This window comes from Mycobacterium sp. NGS24 (assembly GCF_059813065.1).
Genome location: NZ_JCALDW010000008.1, coordinates 32,030 through 47,503, shown reverse-complemented (window position 1 = coordinate 47,503; position 15,474 = coordinate 32,030). Strand labels below are relative to the sequence as shown.

The window sequence follows — 15,474 nt, the reverse complement described above, 5'->3', positions numbered from 1 at the left end:
ATGCGCACGGTGCCAGGGAAGACGGACCGCGTCGTCGTCGTGGGCGCAGGGTTCTCCGGACTGTCTGCGGCGTTGCATCTCGCCGGCCGCGGCCGCGAGGTCACGGTGCTGGAGCGCGAGCCCTGGCCCGGGGGGCGGGCCGGCCGGCGCGACGTGGGCGGCTATCAGATCGACACCGGGCCCACGGTGCTCACCATGCCCGACATCATCGACGAGGCGTTCGCCGCCGTCGGCGAATCCAGCGACCGGCACCTGGAGCTGCTGCACATCGATCCGGCGTACCGGGCGAAGTTCGCCGACGGCAGCAGCATCGACGTCCACAGCGACGCCGACCGGATGGCCGCGGCGGTGCAGGAGTTCGGCGGCCCGGGCGAGGCGGCGGGCTACCGTGCCCTGCGGCAATGGCTGGACAACTTGTACCGCACCGAGTTCGCCGGATTCGTCGACGCCAACTTCGATTCGCCGCTGTCCATGCTGACTCCGCAGCTGGCCAAGCTGACGGCCATCGGCGGATTCCGCCGTTGGGAGACGATGGTCAAACGACATATCAGCAATCCGCAGTTGCGGCGCGTGTTCACCTTCCAGTCGCTCTACGCCGGGGTCGCACCGCAGCACGCGCTGGCGGTCTACGCCGTCATCGCCTACATGGACACCGTCTCGGGGGTGTACTTCCCGCGCGGCGGCGTGCGGGCACTGCCGGACGCACTGGCCGCGGTGGCCGCCGGTGCCGGTGTCGAATTCCGTTACCGGACAACGGTGACCGATCTGGAGCGCAGCGACGGGCGGGTGACCGCGGCACTCACCGAGGACGGCCAGCGCATACCGTGCGACGCGGTGGTGTTGACCACCGAACTGCCGCTCACCTACCGGCTACTGGGCCGGCGACCACGACGGATCCTGCCATTTCGCGCGGCGCCGTCGGCGGTGGTCCTGCACGTCGGCTGTCGCGCCGTGCCGTCCCAGACCGCGCACCACACGATCCTGTTCGGGGACGCCTGGGAGCAGACCTTCACCGACATCGTCCGCGACGGCCGGGTCATGCGGGATCCGTCCTTGCTGGTGACTCGTCCGACCGCCAGTGACGCGAGCCTGGCACCGGCCGATCGCGACCTGCTCTATGTGCTGGCACCGGCGCCGAACCTGTCCCGGCGGCGGGTCGATTGGTCCACCGCGGCGCACCCCTACGCGGACAGCATGCTCGAGGCGGTGGCGCAACGGCTGCTGCCGGACCTGCGCGACGGGGTCGAACTGCTGCACCTCGACACGCCCGCCGACTGGGCCCGGCAGGGCATGACGGCCGGCAGTCCGTTTGCGCTCGCGCACACCTTCGCCCAGACCGGTCCCTTCCGGCCGGCCAACCTGGTACGCGGAATCGACAACGCGGTGCTGGCCGGGTCGTCGACCGTGCCGGGTGTCGGTGTTCCGACGACGCTGATCTCCGGACGGTTGGCCGCCGACCGCATCACCGGGGTTCCGGCCCGGTCGCCGAGCACGATCGACCTGAAAGCCCGATTGCCGTGATCCGCACCGAATTGGACGCCGCAGGCATCGACGATCCCGGGTTGCGCGCCGCCTACCGGCGCTGCCGGCAGATCGCCGCCGAGCACGGCCGCACCTATTTCCTGGCCACCAGGTTGCTGGCGCCCGACCAGCGTCCCGCGGTGCACGCGCTGTACGCCTTCGCCCGCCACGCCGACGACATCCTCGACGAATTCAACGCCGATCTCGATGTGGACGCGCGGGCCGATCGGCTGCAACAACTTTCGGAGAAATTCTTCGCCGGCGCCGGGTGCCGCGACGAACCCGTCCTCATCGCGGTCGACGACACCGTGCGCCGCTACCAAATCGCCAACGATCTGTTCGAGGACTTCCTCGCTTCCATGCGGATGGACCTGACCGTCACCGACTATCCCGATCGGGCCGCGCTCAACCGCTACATGCGCGGCTCCGCGGAAGTCATTGGCCTGCAGATGCTTCCGGTGCTCGGCACCGTCGCCGACCGGGACGAGGCCGCGCCGTACGCGGCCGCGCTGGGCCAGGCGTTCCAGCTCACCAATTTCCTGCGCGATGTCGACGAGGACCTGCTGCGCAACCGGATCTACCTGCCGGCCGACGAACTCGCCGCGCACGGCGTGGACCGCGAACTGCTGTGGTGGTGCCACGACCACCGCCGCACCGATGCCCGGGTGCGCAACGCCCTGGCAGCGCAGCACGAGATCACCCGGGACATCTACGCATTCGCCGCCGGCGGCATTCCGCTGCTGGCACCCCGGTCACGTCCGTGCGTGGCTACCGCGCTGACGCTGTACTCGGAGATCCTGGATTGCATTGAGGACAGCGACTTCTCGGTGTTCAGCCAACGCGCGACCGTCGCAACGACGCGACGGCTTCAGGTCGCCGGGGGCGCACTGTTGCGGTCGTGGCGGGCGCGCCTCACCCACGCCGGGACCGGCCCGCAGCGCCGAAGGTCCGGTGCCGCATGAGCGATCGCTGGCAGTATCTGGTGGTGCTCGGCCTGTGCCTGCTGATCACCGCGCCGCTGGAGATCTTCGGCCGTGGCGTGTACCGCAGGGCCGGCCGGGTCGTCCGCTCGCTGCTGCCGGTGGCCGCGGTGTTTCTGGTGTGGGATGCGGTGGCGATAGCCTTAAGGATCTGGACGTATGACGACAGGTACATCGTCGGCATCCACGTCCCGCCCCGCATTCCCCTCGAGGAGGTGCTGTTCTTCGTGGTGATTCCCTTGTGCGGCTTGCTGACCTACAACGCGGTGTCCACGATCCTGGACTGGAGCAGGCGCCGATGACCGGTCTGGGTTACACGTTGCCCGCGGTGGTCGCGGTGGTGGGCGTGTGCGCACTGGAACTGGCGGTGTTGCGCACCGGACTGTTCCGACGACCCGCCTACTGGCTGTCGATGGTGATCGTGCTGGGTTTCCAGATCCCGGTCGACGGCTGGCTCACCAAGCTCAGCGCACCGATCGTCATCTACAACGAACGACAGACCAGCGGCCTGCGCTTCCCGTTCGACATCCCGATCGAGGACTTCTTGTTCGGCTTCGCACTGGTCACCGCAGTGCTGCTGTTGTGGGAGCGGCAACGGGAACGGGGTGACCATGAATAAGACGGGACTGTCCCGCGGCGACGTCCCCGCCGCCTTCGACGTCGGCGCTGACGCCTACGACCGATTGGTGGGCGCCAACCCCGGCTATCACAGCAACCTGCGACTTTCGGTGCGCCGCATGGGCATTCCGGACCGCGGACGTGGCCTGCGCATCCTGGACGCCGGCTGCGGCACCGGCGCGTCGACGGCTGCGCTGCTCACCGCCGCTCCGGAGGCGGACATCATCGCCGTCGACGCGGCCGGCGGCATGCTGGACGCAGCGCGGGCGAAATCGTGGCCGGCCAACGTCCGCTTCGTGCACTCGCGCATCGAAGACCTCGGCCAGCACGACATCACCGGGCCGTTCGACGGCATCTTCGCGGCTTACCTGCTGCGCAATCTGACCGATCCGGACGCCCAACTGCGCGCCTTCGCGACCCTGCTCAAGCCTGGCGCCACCCTGGCGGTGCACGAATACTCGGTGCGCGACTCGGCCGTCGCCACCCGCATCTGGCACGCCGTCTGCTGGGGCATCATCATCCCGGCCGGCTTGTGGCGAACCCGCAGCACCACGCTCTACCGTCACCTGTGGCGCAGTGTGCTGGCCTTCGATGGCGCGGCCGCGTTCCGGCGCCGCATGTCCGACGCCGGGTTCGGCGCGGTACGCAGTGAGACCATGCCGGGCTGGGAACGCAATATCGTGCACACTTTCCTGGGCAGGGCACCGCAATGACCGATCGCCGCCGGTGCACCCACCCCGCCTCGCCCGGATTGCCCGACGCCACAGCGCTTTCGGCGCAGCCACGCGTGGTCGTGATCGGCGGCGGCATCGCCGGGCTGGCCGCCGCGACCGGGCTCGCCGAGCGCGGTATCGCGGTCGAGGTGGTGGAAAAAGAGCACTACCTCGGCGGCCGGGTGGGTGGCTGGACCGAGCAGATCGACGGTGCCGAACTGGCCTGCAACCGTGGCTTTCACGCCTTCTTCCGCCAGTACTACAACCTCAGGGAGCTGCTGCGACGGGTCGATCCGCAACTGCGCATGCTGACACCGGTCGAGGATTACCCCTTGATCGACGGCGCGGGCCGGCGCGACACCTTCCGGGGGCTGCCCCGCACACCACCGTGGAACGCACTGCTGTTCGCGTTGCGCAGCCCGACGTTTCGGCTGGCCGACCTGGTGCGGCTGGACGCCGCGGCCGCGGCGCCGCTGGCGGCCGTCTCGGTGCCGGAGATTTATCACCAGCTGGATCACCTCGACGCCGACACCTTCTTGAAAAGCATCAATTTCCCGGAATCGGCACGGCATCTCGCGTTCGAGGTTTTCTCGCGCAGCTTTTTCGCCGAACCCGCGCAGCTCTCGGCCGGGGAGTTGGCGACCATGTTCCACATCTACTTCCTGGGGTCCAGCGAAGGATTGATCTTCGACGTCGCCGCCGCCAATTTCGAAACGAGCCTGTGGAATCCGCTGCGGGACTACCTGAGTGAACGTGGGGTACGGTTCCGGCTCGGTACCGAAGTTCAACACCTGGACACCGACGGCCCGAAAGCGTATCGCGTGCACACGGATTCGTCCGATCCGCTCGATGCCGACGGGGTGGTCGTGGCCGCCGACGTGCGCGGGCTGCAGCACATTGTGGCCGGGTCGAACGAGCTGGGCAGCGAACTGTGGCGCAGCCAGATCCGCCGGTTGCGTACCGCTCCCCCGTTCGTGGTGCACCGCCTCTGGCTGAACCGCCCGGTCCGCGCCGACCGACCGCCCTTCCTCGGGACGTCCGGTCATCCCCCGCTGGACAACATCAGCGTGCTGGAGCGCTACGAAAGCCAGGCCGCCGGCTGGGCCCGCGACAACAACGGATCCGTAGTCGAATTGCACTGCTATGCAATGGATCCGACGTTCACCACGGACGACGCAATCCGCCAGCTGCACAAGCTGTATCCCGAGACCGCCGCGGCCGGCATCGTGCATCAGCAGGTGTTGCGGCGCAGCGACTGCCCGCTGTTCACCCCGGGCACCTACACCCGACGGCCGACGGTCGTCACCCCGCAGCCCGGGCTGGCGCTGGCCGGTGACGGGATCCGGGTGGACCTGCCGGTGGCGTTGATGGAGCGCGCCGCCACCACCGGCTGGCTGGCGGCCAACCACCTGCTTGCGCACTGGGGCCTGCACGGCCACGAACTGTGCACCGTGCCGGTCCGCGGCCGATCGGCGCTGCTGCGGTCGCTCGCGGGCCGACAGGGACGCAGGTGGCCATGAGCGCCGGTGACCAGATCCGCCGTCGGTGGCCGAAAGATTGGCCGCTGCAAGTGATTCCACCTACGCCGTGGACGCGCCAACGACCGACCTACGGCCAGGCGCAGCCCCGCATCATCGAGGACGCGCTGGATCGATCCCAGCGCCGGGCGACCGGCAACTGGTATGTCTTCGCGGCAAGTCGCGACGTGCGCACCGGTCGCGCCCACGGCGCGCGCGTCGCCGGCGTCGAGATCGTCGCCTGGCGCGATCGGCGGGGTCTCTTGCGGGTCGGACCCGGCAGCTGCCCGCACCTCGGTGCCGAGCTGGCCACCGGGACCGTCTCCGACGGGGTGTTGTTCTGCCGCTGGCACGGGCTGGCCCTCGACGGCAGCACCTGCAAGTTCGGCTGGGCACCGTTGCCCAGCTTCGACGACGGTGTGCTGGCCTGGGTGCGGCTGGATTCGGTGGGCGGGGAAGCGCCGCGGGACATGCCGGTGGTGCCCGCCCGGCCCACCGGCGACACCCTGCCGGCCGTTACCCGGCTGGTCGGCACCTGCGAGCCGTGCGACATCATCGCCAACCGGCTCGACCCGTGGCACGGCAGCTGGTTTCACCCCTATTCGTTCACCCAGCTCGAGGTGCTCACCACACCGACCGAGGAAGACGACCGCTTCCTGGTCTCGGTCACCTTCCGCATCGGACGGCTGGGCGTGCCGACGATCGCCGAATTCAGCTGTCCGGACGCGCGCACCATCGTGATGCGCATCGTGGAGGGCGAGGGCGCCGGTAGCGTGGTCGAAACACATGCCACGCCAATCGGTTCGGGTACGGACGGGCTGCCCCGTGTCGCGGTGATCGAAGCTGTCGTCGCCCAGTCCCAGCGTCCCGGGTTCCAGGCGGCACTCAAGGTCGCGCCGCTGATCACTCCGTTGATGCGCCACGCAGCGAACCGGTTGTGGCGCGACGACCTCGCTTACGCCGAGCGCCGCTATCGGTTGCGCCATGACAGCGCCGGCTGACGTCTGCCCCCAGCCCGCCGGGAAGCTGCGATGAGAAAAGCATATTCGGCCCTCGTGGTCTGCACCGTCGCCACGCATCTGGCCTATCTCCTCTATCTGCCCAGCGGTGGCTTTCTGGCATTGCGGTGGCGACGCACCCTGTGGCTGCACGTGCCGACGGTGTGCTGGGGAGCGGCGGTGGTCACCCGCAACTATCCCTGTCCCCTGACCACCCTGGAAGAGTGGGCCAGGGCCCGGGCCGGCATGGATTCGTTGCCTACCACCGGCTTCACCGATCGCTATGTCGCGGGGGTCATGTACCCCGCACATCGCACCGGCACTGCCCAACTGCTGGCCTTCGTCGCCGCCGCGGTCTCCTGGATCGCACTGGGTGTTGCGCACACCCGGGCCCGCCGATCAGTTTCACCGAACCGGAGCTGGGTATCCGACCGGAAATCGCCAGTGGAGGATGTGAATTGAATTGAGCGACAAGCGATTGAGCAAAGGTGACAAAGTCGAGTGGAAGAGCCACGGGCAGAACGTCAAAGGCAAGGTCGAGAAGAAGATCACGTCGGAGACCGAGACGGCCGGCCGAAAAGTCAAGGCGTCCAAGGACGAGCCGCAGTACAAGGTTCGCAGTGACAAGACCGGAAAGGACGCCGTCCACAAGCCCGGTGCGCTGAAGCGACGAGGCAAGTGATGGCCGCCAAGGACAACGAAACCACCTGGAAGGAGTTCAAGCAGACCGTCAACATGACGGCACGCGAGCTCGAGAAGTGGCTTGACTCAGACGAATCACGCTCCGTGGGCCAGAAACGACAAAGCAGCGAGGCCACCGGTCACGCCAGCGGTCGGCGGATCGTCGACATCCTGCGCACCAAGCGGGCCGACCTCGACGACGACGACTACAAGCACATGCGCAAGGTGCTCGGCTACGCCAAACGGCACCTGGCGCAGCGCCCGCAGGGCCGCATCGAGGACTCGCGGTGGCGCTACTCGTTGATGAACTGGGGTCACGACCCGACCCGGACATAGCGTCCGGACCTGCGCCGCACCCACCTGCCCTGCTCAGACCGCGTACCCTAAGCATCTGATGGAGGATCCAGGTCGTTGACGAAAAACCGCGCCAATGAGGCTGCGCCCGCGCGGGCGGAGTTGGAGAAGCTGCTGTCGGCCGATATGCGGGCGATCACCGCGAAATCGGATCGGATAGGGCGGCACTTCGCGCGGACAAACGACGTCAGCAGCAGCGATTTTCACGCCCTGCTGCACATCATGGTGGCCGAAACCGCAGGAAAGCCCCTGACGTTGGCGCAACTACGGCAGCGGATGAACGTCTCGCCGCCGGCCATCACCTATCTCGTCGACCGGATGATCGAGGCGGGACACATCCGGCGCGAACCCGACCCCGACGACCGGCGCAAGTGGTTGCTGCGTTACGAGCACAGCGGAATGACGCTGGCCCACGCATTCTTCACCCCACTCGGCGCTCATCTGCGGGCGGCCATGGCCGACCTGAGCGATACCGACCTCACCGCCGCACACCGCGTCTTCCAAAGCATGCTCGCGGCGATGTCGACGTTCGAGGAGGAGTTGCGCAAGCCGGATGCCTCAGCCGAGCTCGGACGCGACGGCACACGTCCGCGACGACGGCAGGGGTCGGCCCGCAGCGCCGCGCCGCGCGGCTGAGAGCAGCCGCTGTTCGACCAGCTCCGCGCCGCGCGGCACGCCGCCGGTGGCGGCGAATCCCGCCGCGACCCGCTTGGCCCCCGGTGCCATCGCGACCGCTTCCAGCACGGCTTTGCGCAGCCGTGCCGGGGTCAGCCGTCTCGGTGGCAGCCGGGTGCCGGCGCCGGCGACCTGCACCCGGCGCGCGACTTCGGCCTGGTCGCGCGCAAACGGCACCACGCACACCGGCACCCCCCGGTCGAGGGCTTTCACCGTCGTTCCCATCCCGCCGTGCGTGACGACGCAGATCGCGCGATCCAGCAGCGGCCCGTGCGGCAGAAACCGGCGCACGGTGGCATTGGCCGGCCGGCACAGATCGGCGGGGACGCCGGCCGGGAAAGTCGCGACCACATGTACCGGCTGATCGGCGAACGCGCGTAACACCGTCTCACCCAACTTCGCATCGCCCTGGGCGATCGACGACGTGTTGACCAGTACGAGGGGACCCTCGCTATCGGTCAGCCGGCCGGGCGCCCGCGCGGCGGGCGGCTCGAAGACACACGCACCGATGAAATGCACCGCATCACCCCAGTCCGGGTGGGGATACTCGAACGGCTCACCGCCGACGCCGAGCAGCAGCGGCGCCCGACGCATCAGCTCGTCTACGGAGTGGATCGGCCGCACGCCCAGTCGGTCGCGCAGGGCATTGATCCGGGGCAGCACCGGGCGATCGAAAAGATGGCGGACCACGGGCCGTAACGTCGCGTCGCGCGCGGCGCCCAGGACTCCGGGCAGCGGTCGCAGACCCGGGCCGAACGGCGGCGTCCCCCGCGACCGCAGATACGGCGTGAACGGTGAGAAGATCGACCACGCAATGTCGCCGGCGTCAGCCGCCGAGATGGCACCCCAGCAGTTCGCGTCCACGATGAGCGCGTCGGGCCGCACCCGTGCGACCGCGTCGCGCACATCGTCGACCTCGAACAGCGCCCGGCGGCACAGCACGTCGATCGAATTCTTCAGCACGCCCAGAGCACCGCCGGCCAGCCAGTCGTGGGCTACTACGGACTCGATGCGGGGGTCGACCGCCTCGGCCCGCACGCCGACCCGGCGCATGGTGACAACTTCGCTTGCCATGGTGCGCACGTGCACCTGATGGCCGCGCGCGACGAGTTCGACGAGCAGCGCGGCCATCGGGTACAGGTGCCCCAGGGCCGGCGAGCCGTAAGCCAGGATTACCGCCATACCGTGGCCATACCTCAGATGACGAGCCGCGCGCCGAGGCCGCGCAGTGCACGCAGATCCCCCGCACCGCAACCGTGCAGACAGATCCGCAGCTCGTCGATGAACCGTTGCAGCCAATCCGTTGCGGCACCGGCAGATTCGATCGCCGGGCCCAGCAGCGGCCGCGCCACCGCCACCACGTCGGCGCCCAGCGCGAGCGCCCTGGCGGCGTCCATCCCGGTGCGAATTCCGCCGGAGGCAACCAACGGGATCTCCGGCAGCGCCGCACGGACCTCCAGCAGCGCCTGGGCAGTGGGGATGCCCCATTCGGCCAGATCGGGATGGCGCAACTCGCCGTAGCGGACCAACTGCTCGACGCGCGACCACGAGGTGCCGCCGGCGCCCGCGACGTCGATGCCCGCCACCGGCTGCTCACCCGTGCAACGCAGCAATTGGGCGACGGCCGCAGCCCCGATCCCGTGACCGACTTCCTTCAGCAGCACCGGATAGTCCAGCATCGGGGCCACGTCGTGCAGCCGGTCCAGTGACCCGGCGAAGTCGGTGTCGCCGTGCTGCTGCATCGCTTCCTGCAACGGATTGGTGTGTACCGCAAGCACATCGGCTCCCACCCGGTCGAGCGCGCCGACGATGTCGGGCACCGCGTCCTTGGTGAACTGCGACAGCCCGATGTTGCCGAACAGCAGCACGTCGGGCGCGACGTCGCGCACCGCGAAGCTGCCGGCTGCCCGCTCCCCCCGCGCACTGTCCAGCATCACCCGTTGTGAACCGAGCATCATTCCGATACCGAGCCGCTGCGCGGCGGTGGCCAGATTCCGATTGATGATCCCGGACAGTTCGGCACCGCCGGTCATGGCGCCCACCAACACCGGCGCGCACAGTCGGCTGCCCATGAAGTCCACGGACAGGTCGACGTCCTCGAGGTTGGTCTGGGTCAACGCGTTGTAGGGCAGGCGGTAGCGTTCCAGCCCCGTCGTCACCTGGTGGTAGGACACGTCCTCGGCGAGGCACACGTCGATGTGGCGACGTTTTCGCGTCCTCATCTCACCCCGGTCACCGGACATGGGACCTCAGGCGCTCGCGCTGACGGGCACGGCGATTTCGTTGCGGCGCAGCGCCGGAATGGTCCAGGGCGGATCGTAGAACCATGCCGCCGGCGCGTCGGTCGGTTCGAATCCGAACTCGCGCAACGTGTTCAACAACTTTGCGGTCTGCGCGGCAACCTCCCGGCGAGCCGGGCTGCCGCTGAAGCGGCGGACCGCGATGTGTTGCTCGGGCACCGTGACCAACGAGATCTGGTCGTCGTCGGGCTCCGGCAGCGTGTCCATCGTCTTCGCCGACGGCATGAAGAACCGGATCACCCACTGGCCCTCACCGGCGGACTCCTGCGCGACCGGCGCCGACATCGGGATCTTCGCACCGCTCCGTGTCCGCTGCGCGCCGGCGGATTGCTGCGCTACCGGGGCCGTCATCGCGATCTTCTCGCGGACGTGGTTCGCCCCGAAGATATACCCGGCGAGCCGACGGAAGCCCATGCTGCGCGCCGCCTCCTCGTCGGCAGTGACCGTCGTCTGCGCGGCGATGCGCGCTCCGTAGGTACGGATCTCCACGGCGTCGGACAGCTTCTGCGCGCTGTAAGCCGGCTCCTCAGTGCCGCGGCGGTAACCCACCACGGAACCCACACCCTCGATGATCTGACCGATCATCGATCCGAGTGATCCGAACACCGACATATCGTTTCCCCACCGTCCATCATCTGGTAGTACCCACTCTCGAACGGGACAGACCCAGCCCTGACGCGAGTACTGCGGGCGAGCGGGCCGACCTCGGCCCTGGGCGTTGGTGCGCCGAAATCAACCCTACCCGGCACTTCGGACAGCTGTTAATTTGTTGAACGGTTAAGAAAGTTTGATTATGCTCGCGATGACTGAACCCGACCCCGCAGCCGAGGGCCGTTCAGTTGCCCAGAGCCGTCCGCCGCGGCATCGTTCCCCGACAACTGCCGCGGCGGTCGGCTCTGCGTTCATATCTCCGTAATTGGCTGTGCGGCAGCGTTATTGCGCATATATCGCAGCGCCGGCCGCCGCACTTCCGCAACTGCGGCTACGCTGTACACAGTTGAGTACGCAGCTGACATCCACGGGACGAGCAGACTTCCCGCCCGGCCCCTTAATTCTCAAAACCACTCGATAGGCCCACCGATGCACGCTGTGAATTCACCCGCCGAAAACCGTCTCCGCTACGTCGTCGACTGCGGCGAGGCGCACCTGTTCGTGTATTCGCGCGGCCTGGCCACCGTCGTGTGCGTCGACGGCGAAGTCGACGCGGCCAACGCTGACCGCTGCGCCATGGAACTGCGCCGATTCACCAAGGTGGGCACGCCACTCATTCTGGACCTGAGCCGGCTGCGGTTTCTGGGCCTGGACGGTTTCCAGCGCCTGCTGGCTCTGCACCACGAGCACCACACCGCAGGCCTCTACTGCGGCATCGTCAGCGGTGTCGCCCTGCGTCCGCTGCTGCGGATCGTCGGCGACCACGGTCTCTCACTGGTCAGATCAGTGCCCGAAGCACTGCAATTCATCGACGACGCCCTGGTGGGGCGCCGGCAGATGCTTCAGCGACTGGCCCGGTAGCCGTCCGCGAATTGTGATCGGAGTGGTGCGATGAAATTCCAGGACGAGCCCGGCCGGCACTTCCCTTACCGCTACGACGGCCGGCTGGCACCGCTCTGGCTGCCCTTCCGGTGGCCGGGCGGCCAGGGCGTGACACTGACCGACGACGGCCGATTCCTGGCGCGCTACGGGCCGTTTCGCGTCGACGTGCCGCTCTCCTGGGTGCGGGAGGCGCACGTGGCCGGCCCGTACCGCTGGTGGACCGCGGTCGGGCCGCGCCTGTCGTTCGTCGACGACGGACTGACCTTCGGGACCAACGCCCGGGCCGGGGTGTGCATCCACTTCGAGCCGAGCATCCCGCGCGTCATCGGACTCAAGGACCATTCGGCGCTCACGGTGACCGTCGCCGACCCGGAAGGTCTCGCTGCGAGCCTCAACGCGGACGACCGCACCTGATCGAATCTGTCTGCGCGACAACGCCTTGACTCAGGATTTCGGGGGTCCCATCTCCTGCTGGAAGCGGCGCATCGCGGCGATCAGTGCCGTGAACACCCGGTGCGCGGCTGCCAGGTCGGCGTCGGGCAGGTCCGTCAGGGCCGACTGCGTGTGCCGGCGCAGGGGGGTGAAGAAGGAACGGGTGGTCACCAGACCCGGGTCGGCATAGCGCAGGATGACCTTCCGCCGATCGTCGGGATGGGAATCGCGGCGAACATGACCGGAGTCGATCAACCGGTCCACCAGGTAGGTGATCGCCGCACCCGAGAGGCCCATGCGCTGACTCAGGTCACCCGATGTCATCGGCTCGCCGGCGGTTTCGGCGACCATGATGTGCAGCAGGGCGCGAAAATCATTGGGGCGCACATCATGGGAGACCGCGAAATGCCGGCCGATCTGGTCGGACTCGTTCGTCAGCTCCCGCAGGTCAGCCGAAATCTGCGACTCCAACGCGTCGCGTCCGTCAGCCTGCACGTGCGGATCCATGGCGATCCGGAGCATAGCGCGATTCGGCCCTCAGTTCAGTTGATTAATGTTTCAGCGACTGAAATGCTTGGCTGGTGTGGGATAGACTCGCTGCGACAGTGACCGCCCGACGCTCGTGGATTCTCGCGCTAGGGGTCTTTCTGCTGGCGGCCGGTTTCATGGCACTCATCGGTGGGAACGCAGCGGCAAGCCAGGCGCCGTCATCGGTGCCGACAGATTCGGATTCAGCGAAGGTAGCCAAACTGTCCGCCCAGTTTCCCGGTGGCGACCAGGTACCGCTGATCGTGGTGGTCAGCAGTCCCGAGGCCGGTGCACCCGACCCCGCCGCGCTGCAGCGCGCGACCGAACAGGCCCGCGATCGGATGCGTGCCGTCGCCCGACCGGCAACGGCTCCGGTGCCCGCATTCGTCTCGGCTGACGCCAAGGCAGGCATCGGGGTGGTGCCGATCAGTGCCGGCCTTTCCGGACTGGACCTGCACGATGCTGTCGCCACGTTGCGCACCGCAGCCAACAATGGCTTGCCCGAAGGATTTTCGGCTCATGTCACCGGCGGGCCGGCCTTCGGTGCCGACATCGCCAACGCGTTCAGCAATGCCAACATCACCCTGCTGATTGTGACCGCCGCCGTGGTGGCGTTCCTGCTGATCGCCACTTACCGCTCGCCGGTGCTGTGGCTGGTACCGCTGACTGTGATCGGCTTGGCCGACCGGGTCGCGGCGGCGGTGGGAACCGCGGTGGCGTCCATGACCGGCCTCAGTTTCGACGGGGCGACGTCCGGAATCACCAGCGTGCTGGTCTTCGGCGCCGGCACCAACTACGCGCTGCTACTGATTTCGCGCTACCGGCAGGAACTTCGGCTGCACGCCGAGCACCGCGACGCGCTACGCCGAGCCGTCCGGACGGCCGGTCCGGCGATCGTGGCCAGCAATGCCACCGTGGTGCTGGCGCTGCTCACCTTGATTTTCGCCGTCACACCGAGCACCCGCAGTCTGGGCGCGCTCGCGGCGTGCGGTCTGGTCGTCGCCGCGGTCTCGGTGCTGGTGTTGCTGCCACCCCTGCTGGCGCTGTTCGGACGGCGGCTGTTCTGGCCGTTCATCCCGCAACCCGACCACACCACCGCCGTCGATACCGGACTCTGGCACCGGGTTGCCGCACACGTCGCCCGTCGACCGGCACTGGTCGCGTCCACCACGATCCTGCTGCTGGCCGTGCTGGCGACCGGGCTGGTCACCGTGCGCATCGGCCTTTCCCAGACCGAACAATTTCGCGTCACAGCGGATTCGGTGACCGGGTTCGACATCGTCGCGGCGCATTTCCCGGCCGGTTCGGCCAATCCGACTGAAGTCATCGCCCCCACCGCAGAGTCCGCCCGGGTGCAGCAGGCCATCTCCGCCACCCCCGGCGTCGTCTCGGCCGAACCTGCAGGCGCTCCGGCGGCGGGGTTGAGCAGATGGTCGGTGGTGATCGACGCCCCGCCGTCCTCCCCGCAAGCATTCAACACCATTGCCGCACTGCGGCATTCGACCAAATCCGTGACCTCGGCGGCTTTGGTCGGCGGACCCGACGCCCAGGCCCTCGACGTGCGCGATGCCGCGACCCGCGACCGGACGGTGCTGATTCCGGCGATCCTCACGGTCATCCTGTTGGTGCTCTACGTCCTGTTGCGGTCGGCCCTGGCGCCGCCGATGTTGCTGGCGGCGACCATCCTGGGCGCGCTGGCTGCACTCGGTCTCGGCGGTTGGTCGAGTATGCAGGTGTTCGGGTTTCCCGCCCTGGACAACACCACTCCGCTCTACGCGTTCCTGTTCCTGGCCGCACTGGGCGTCGACTACACCATCTTCCTCGTCACCCGCGCTCGCGAGGAGGCCGCCGGCCACGGGGCCCGGGACGGAATGGTCCGTGCCGTGTCGGCCACCGGCGGGGTGATCACCAGCGCGGGAATTGTGCTGGCTGCGGTCTTTTGCGTGCTCGGCGTGCTGCCGCTGATCGTGATGACCCAACTGGGCATCATCGTCGGTCTCGGCATTCTGCTGGACACCTTCATCGTGCGCACGCTGGTTATCCCCGCACTGTTCGCGCTGAGCGGGGACCGCATCTGGTGGCCGGCGGCCGTCTGGCGAACCCGACCCGACGTCGAGGGTCAAAACCGAAGGGAATCAACGTGAATAAGTCAACTCTGGCCGGGACCGGACTGGCCGTCGCCGCGGCGGCCGGCACCGGCGCCATCGCAAGTCCGGGCCGAACGCCGTTGTGGTACGCCCGAATTCGCAAGCCGCGTTATCAGCCACCCAGCGTGGTGTTCCCGGTGGCCTGGACCGCCCTCTACACCGACATCGCGACCACCTCCGCGGTGGCCATCGACCGGTTCCGTGCGGCCGGGCAGCCGGACAAGGCCCGCCGGTACGCCACCGCGCTGGGCATCAACCTGGTGCTCAACGCCGGTTGGAGCTGGTTGTTCTTCCACCACCACAAACTAGGTGCCGCCGCCCTGGGTGCCGCCGCACTCACGGCCAGCAGCACCGATCTCGCCAGACGCGCCGCCGAAGCTGATCCCCGCGCCGGACTGGCGCTGGCGCCGTATCCGCTGTGGTGCGGGTTCGCCACCGTGCTGTCCACCCACATCTGGCGACTCAACCGTTAGGAGG

The 15,474-nt window shown here is 68.2% G+C and carries 19 protein-coding genes; 15 read left to right on the top strand and 4 right to left on the bottom strand.

The window, feature by feature from the left end; genetic code table 11:
• From crtI to AC5Y6Y_RS12935, 11 genes are all read left to right on the top strand, one after another.
• Window positions 1-1,521 carry a phytoene desaturase family protein gene (gene crtI, locus AC5Y6Y_RS12985; RefSeq protein WP_473138973.1) on the top strand — a complete coding sequence of 507 codons (1,521 nt, stop codon included), beginning with the start codon at window positions 1-3 and terminating at the stop codon, window positions 1,519-1,521.
• Window positions 1,518-2,483: a phytoene/squalene synthase family protein gene (locus AC5Y6Y_RS12980; RefSeq protein WP_463827120.1), complete on the top strand. Its 966-nt coding sequence runs from the start codon at window positions 1,518-1,520 to the stop codon at window positions 2,481-2,483. Before crtI ends, AC5Y6Y_RS12980 begins: the two co-directional genes overlap by 4 nt.
• A complete protein-coding gene (locus AC5Y6Y_RS12975) occupies window positions 2,480-2,803 on the top strand; it encodes a lycopene cyclase domain-containing protein (RefSeq protein WP_473138974.1) in 324 nt (107 codons plus the stop codon). Before AC5Y6Y_RS12980 ends, AC5Y6Y_RS12975 begins: the two co-directional genes overlap by 4 nt.
• On the top strand, window positions 2,800-3,120 hold the full coding sequence (locus AC5Y6Y_RS12970; RefSeq protein WP_473138975.1) for a lycopene cyclase domain-containing protein: 321 nt from the start codon (window positions 2,800-2,802) through the stop codon (window positions 3,118-3,120). Before AC5Y6Y_RS12975 ends, AC5Y6Y_RS12970 begins: the two co-directional genes overlap by 4 nt.
• Window positions 3,113-3,832, top strand: coding sequence for a class I SAM-dependent methyltransferase (locus AC5Y6Y_RS12965; RefSeq protein ID WP_463827123.1), 720 nt, complete (start codon window positions 3,113-3,115; stop codon window positions 3,830-3,832). Before AC5Y6Y_RS12970 ends, AC5Y6Y_RS12965 begins: the two co-directional genes overlap by 8 nt.
• Complete coding sequence (locus AC5Y6Y_RS12960; protein ID WP_473138976.1) at window positions 3,829-5,352, top strand: FAD-dependent oxidoreductase; 1,524 nt, start codon at window positions 3,829-3,831, stop codon at window positions 5,350-5,352. Before AC5Y6Y_RS12965 ends, AC5Y6Y_RS12960 begins: the two co-directional genes overlap by 4 nt.
• Complete coding sequence (locus AC5Y6Y_RS12955; RefSeq protein ID WP_473138977.1) at window positions 5,349-6,350, top strand: Rieske (2Fe-2S) protein; 1,002 nt, start codon at window positions 5,349-5,351, stop codon at window positions 6,348-6,350. The genes AC5Y6Y_RS12960 and AC5Y6Y_RS12955 overlap by 4 nt, the downstream gene beginning before the upstream one ends.
• Before the next feature lie 30 nt (window positions 6,351-6,380).
• A complete protein-coding gene (locus AC5Y6Y_RS12950) occupies window positions 6,381-6,809 on the top strand; it encodes a DUF2784 domain-containing protein (RefSeq protein WP_473138978.1) in 429 nt (142 codons plus the stop codon).
• Window position 6,810: 1 nt separating this feature from the next.
• Window positions 6,811-7,029 (top strand): hypervirulence associated TUDOR domain-containing protein, encoded by a 219-nt coding sequence (locus AC5Y6Y_RS12945; protein WP_463827127.1) that lies wholly within the window; start codon window positions 6,811-6,813, stop codon window positions 7,027-7,029.
• A complete protein-coding gene (locus AC5Y6Y_RS12940; RefSeq protein ID WP_463827128.1) occupies window positions 7,029-7,364 on the top strand; it encodes a DUF3140 domain-containing protein in 336 nt (111 codons plus the stop codon). The genes AC5Y6Y_RS12945 and AC5Y6Y_RS12940 overlap by 1 nt, the downstream gene beginning before the upstream one ends.
• Before the next feature lie 75 nt (window positions 7,365-7,439).
• Complete coding sequence (locus tag AC5Y6Y_RS12935; protein WP_463827129.1) at window positions 7,440-8,018, top strand: MarR family winged helix-turn-helix transcriptional regulator; 579 nt, start codon at window positions 7,440-7,442, stop codon at window positions 8,016-8,018.
• Here AC5Y6Y_RS12935 and AC5Y6Y_RS12930 read toward each other — a convergent pair.
• From AC5Y6Y_RS12930 to AC5Y6Y_RS12920, 3 genes are read right to left on the bottom strand one after another with little or no spacing between them, the layout of a single operon-like run.
• Window positions 7,941-9,239, bottom strand: a complete 1,299-nt coding sequence (locus tag AC5Y6Y_RS12930; RefSeq protein ID WP_473138979.1) for a glycosyltransferase — start codon at window positions 9,237-9,239, stop codon at window positions 7,941-7,943. The genes AC5Y6Y_RS12935 and AC5Y6Y_RS12930 overlap by 78 nt on opposite strands.
• Before the next feature lie 14 nt (window positions 9,240-9,253).
• A complete protein-coding gene (fni, locus tag AC5Y6Y_RS12925) occupies window positions 9,254-10,300 on the bottom strand; it encodes a type 2 isopentenyl-diphosphate Delta-isomerase (RefSeq protein WP_473138980.1) in 1,047 nt (348 codons plus the stop codon).
• Between the two features lie 6 nt (window positions 10,301-10,306).
• Window positions 10,307-10,963: an SOUL family heme-binding protein gene (locus tag AC5Y6Y_RS12920; RefSeq protein WP_463827132.1), complete on the bottom strand. Its 657-nt coding sequence runs from the start codon at window positions 10,961-10,963 to the stop codon at window positions 10,307-10,309.
• A 483-nt stretch (window positions 10,964-11,446) separates the two neighbouring features.
• On the opposite strand from AC5Y6Y_RS12920, the gene AC5Y6Y_RS12915 reads away from it, so the two are divergent.
• A complete protein-coding gene (locus tag AC5Y6Y_RS12915; RefSeq protein ID WP_473138981.1) occupies window positions 11,447-11,869 on the top strand; it encodes an STAS domain-containing protein in 423 nt (140 codons plus the stop codon).
• Between the two features lie 30 nt (window positions 11,870-11,899).
• Complete coding sequence (locus AC5Y6Y_RS12910) at window positions 11,900-12,304, top strand: hypothetical protein (RefSeq protein WP_473138982.1); 405 nt, start codon at window positions 11,900-11,902, stop codon at window positions 12,302-12,304.
• 30 nt (window positions 12,305-12,334) lie between these two features.
• Here the strand turns inward: AC5Y6Y_RS12910 and AC5Y6Y_RS12905 are convergent, their stop codons facing one another.
• Window positions 12,335-12,844 carry a MarR family winged helix-turn-helix transcriptional regulator gene (locus AC5Y6Y_RS12905; RefSeq protein WP_463827135.1) on the bottom strand — a complete coding sequence of 170 codons (510 nt, stop codon included), beginning with the start codon at window positions 12,842-12,844 and terminating at the stop codon, window positions 12,335-12,337.
• Between the two features lie 56 nt (window positions 12,845-12,900).
• On the opposite strand from AC5Y6Y_RS12905, the gene AC5Y6Y_RS12900 reads away from it, so the two are divergent.
• Together AC5Y6Y_RS12900 and AC5Y6Y_RS12895 are read left to right on the top strand one after the other, a co-directional pair.
• Window positions 12,901-14,994, top strand: a complete 2,094-nt coding sequence (locus AC5Y6Y_RS12900) for an MMPL family transporter (protein WP_473139256.1) — start codon at window positions 12,901-12,903, stop codon at window positions 14,992-14,994.
• Complete coding sequence (locus tag AC5Y6Y_RS12895) at window positions 14,991-15,470, top strand: TspO/MBR family protein (RefSeq protein ID WP_463827136.1); 480 nt, start codon at window positions 14,991-14,993, stop codon at window positions 15,468-15,470. Before AC5Y6Y_RS12900 ends, AC5Y6Y_RS12895 begins: the two co-directional genes overlap by 4 nt.
• The last annotated feature ends 4 nt before the right edge of the window (window positions 15,471-15,474 follow it).

Coding starts and splice junctions, on each gene's coding strand:
- crtI (WP_473138973.1), top strand. CDS start 1: ATGCGCACGGTGCCAGGGAAGACGGACCGCGTCGTCGTCGTGGGCGCA.
- AC5Y6Y_RS12975 (WP_473138974.1), top strand. CDS start 2,480: ATGAGCGATCGCTGGCAGTATCTGGTGGTGCTCGGCCTGTGCCTGCTG.
- AC5Y6Y_RS12970 (WP_473138975.1), top strand. CDS start 2,800: ATGACCGGTCTGGGTTACACGTTGCCCGCGGTGGTCGCGGTGGTGGGC.
- AC5Y6Y_RS12965 (WP_463827123.1), top strand. CDS start 3,113: ATGAATAAGACGGGACTGTCCCGCGGCGACGTCCCCGCCGCCTTCGAC.
- AC5Y6Y_RS12960 (WP_473138976.1), top strand. CDS start 3,829: ATGACCGATCGCCGCCGGTGCACCCACCCCGCCTCGCCCGGATTGCCC.
- AC5Y6Y_RS12955 (WP_473138977.1), top strand. CDS start 5,349: ATGAGCGCCGGTGACCAGATCCGCCGTCGGTGGCCGAAAGATTGGCCG.
- AC5Y6Y_RS12950 (WP_473138978.1), top strand. CDS start 6,381: ATGAGAAAAGCATATTCGGCCCTCGTGGTCTGCACCGTCGCCACGCAT.
- AC5Y6Y_RS12940 (WP_463827128.1), top strand. CDS start 7,029: ATGGCCGCCAAGGACAACGAAACCACCTGGAAGGAGTTCAAGCAGACC.
- AC5Y6Y_RS12930 (WP_473138979.1), bottom strand. CDS start 9,239: ATGGCGGTAATCCTGGCTTACGGCTCGCCGGCCCTGGGGCACCTGTAC.
- fni (WP_473138980.1), bottom strand. CDS start 10,300: ATGTCCGGTGACCGGGGTGAGATGAGGACGCGAAAACGTCGCCACATC.
- AC5Y6Y_RS12910 (WP_473138982.1), top strand. CDS start 11,900: ATGAAATTCCAGGACGAGCCCGGCCGGCACTTCCCTTACCGCTACGAC.
- AC5Y6Y_RS12905 (WP_463827135.1), bottom strand. CDS start 12,844: ATGCTCCGGATCGCCATGGATCCGCACGTGCAGGCTGACGGACGCGAC.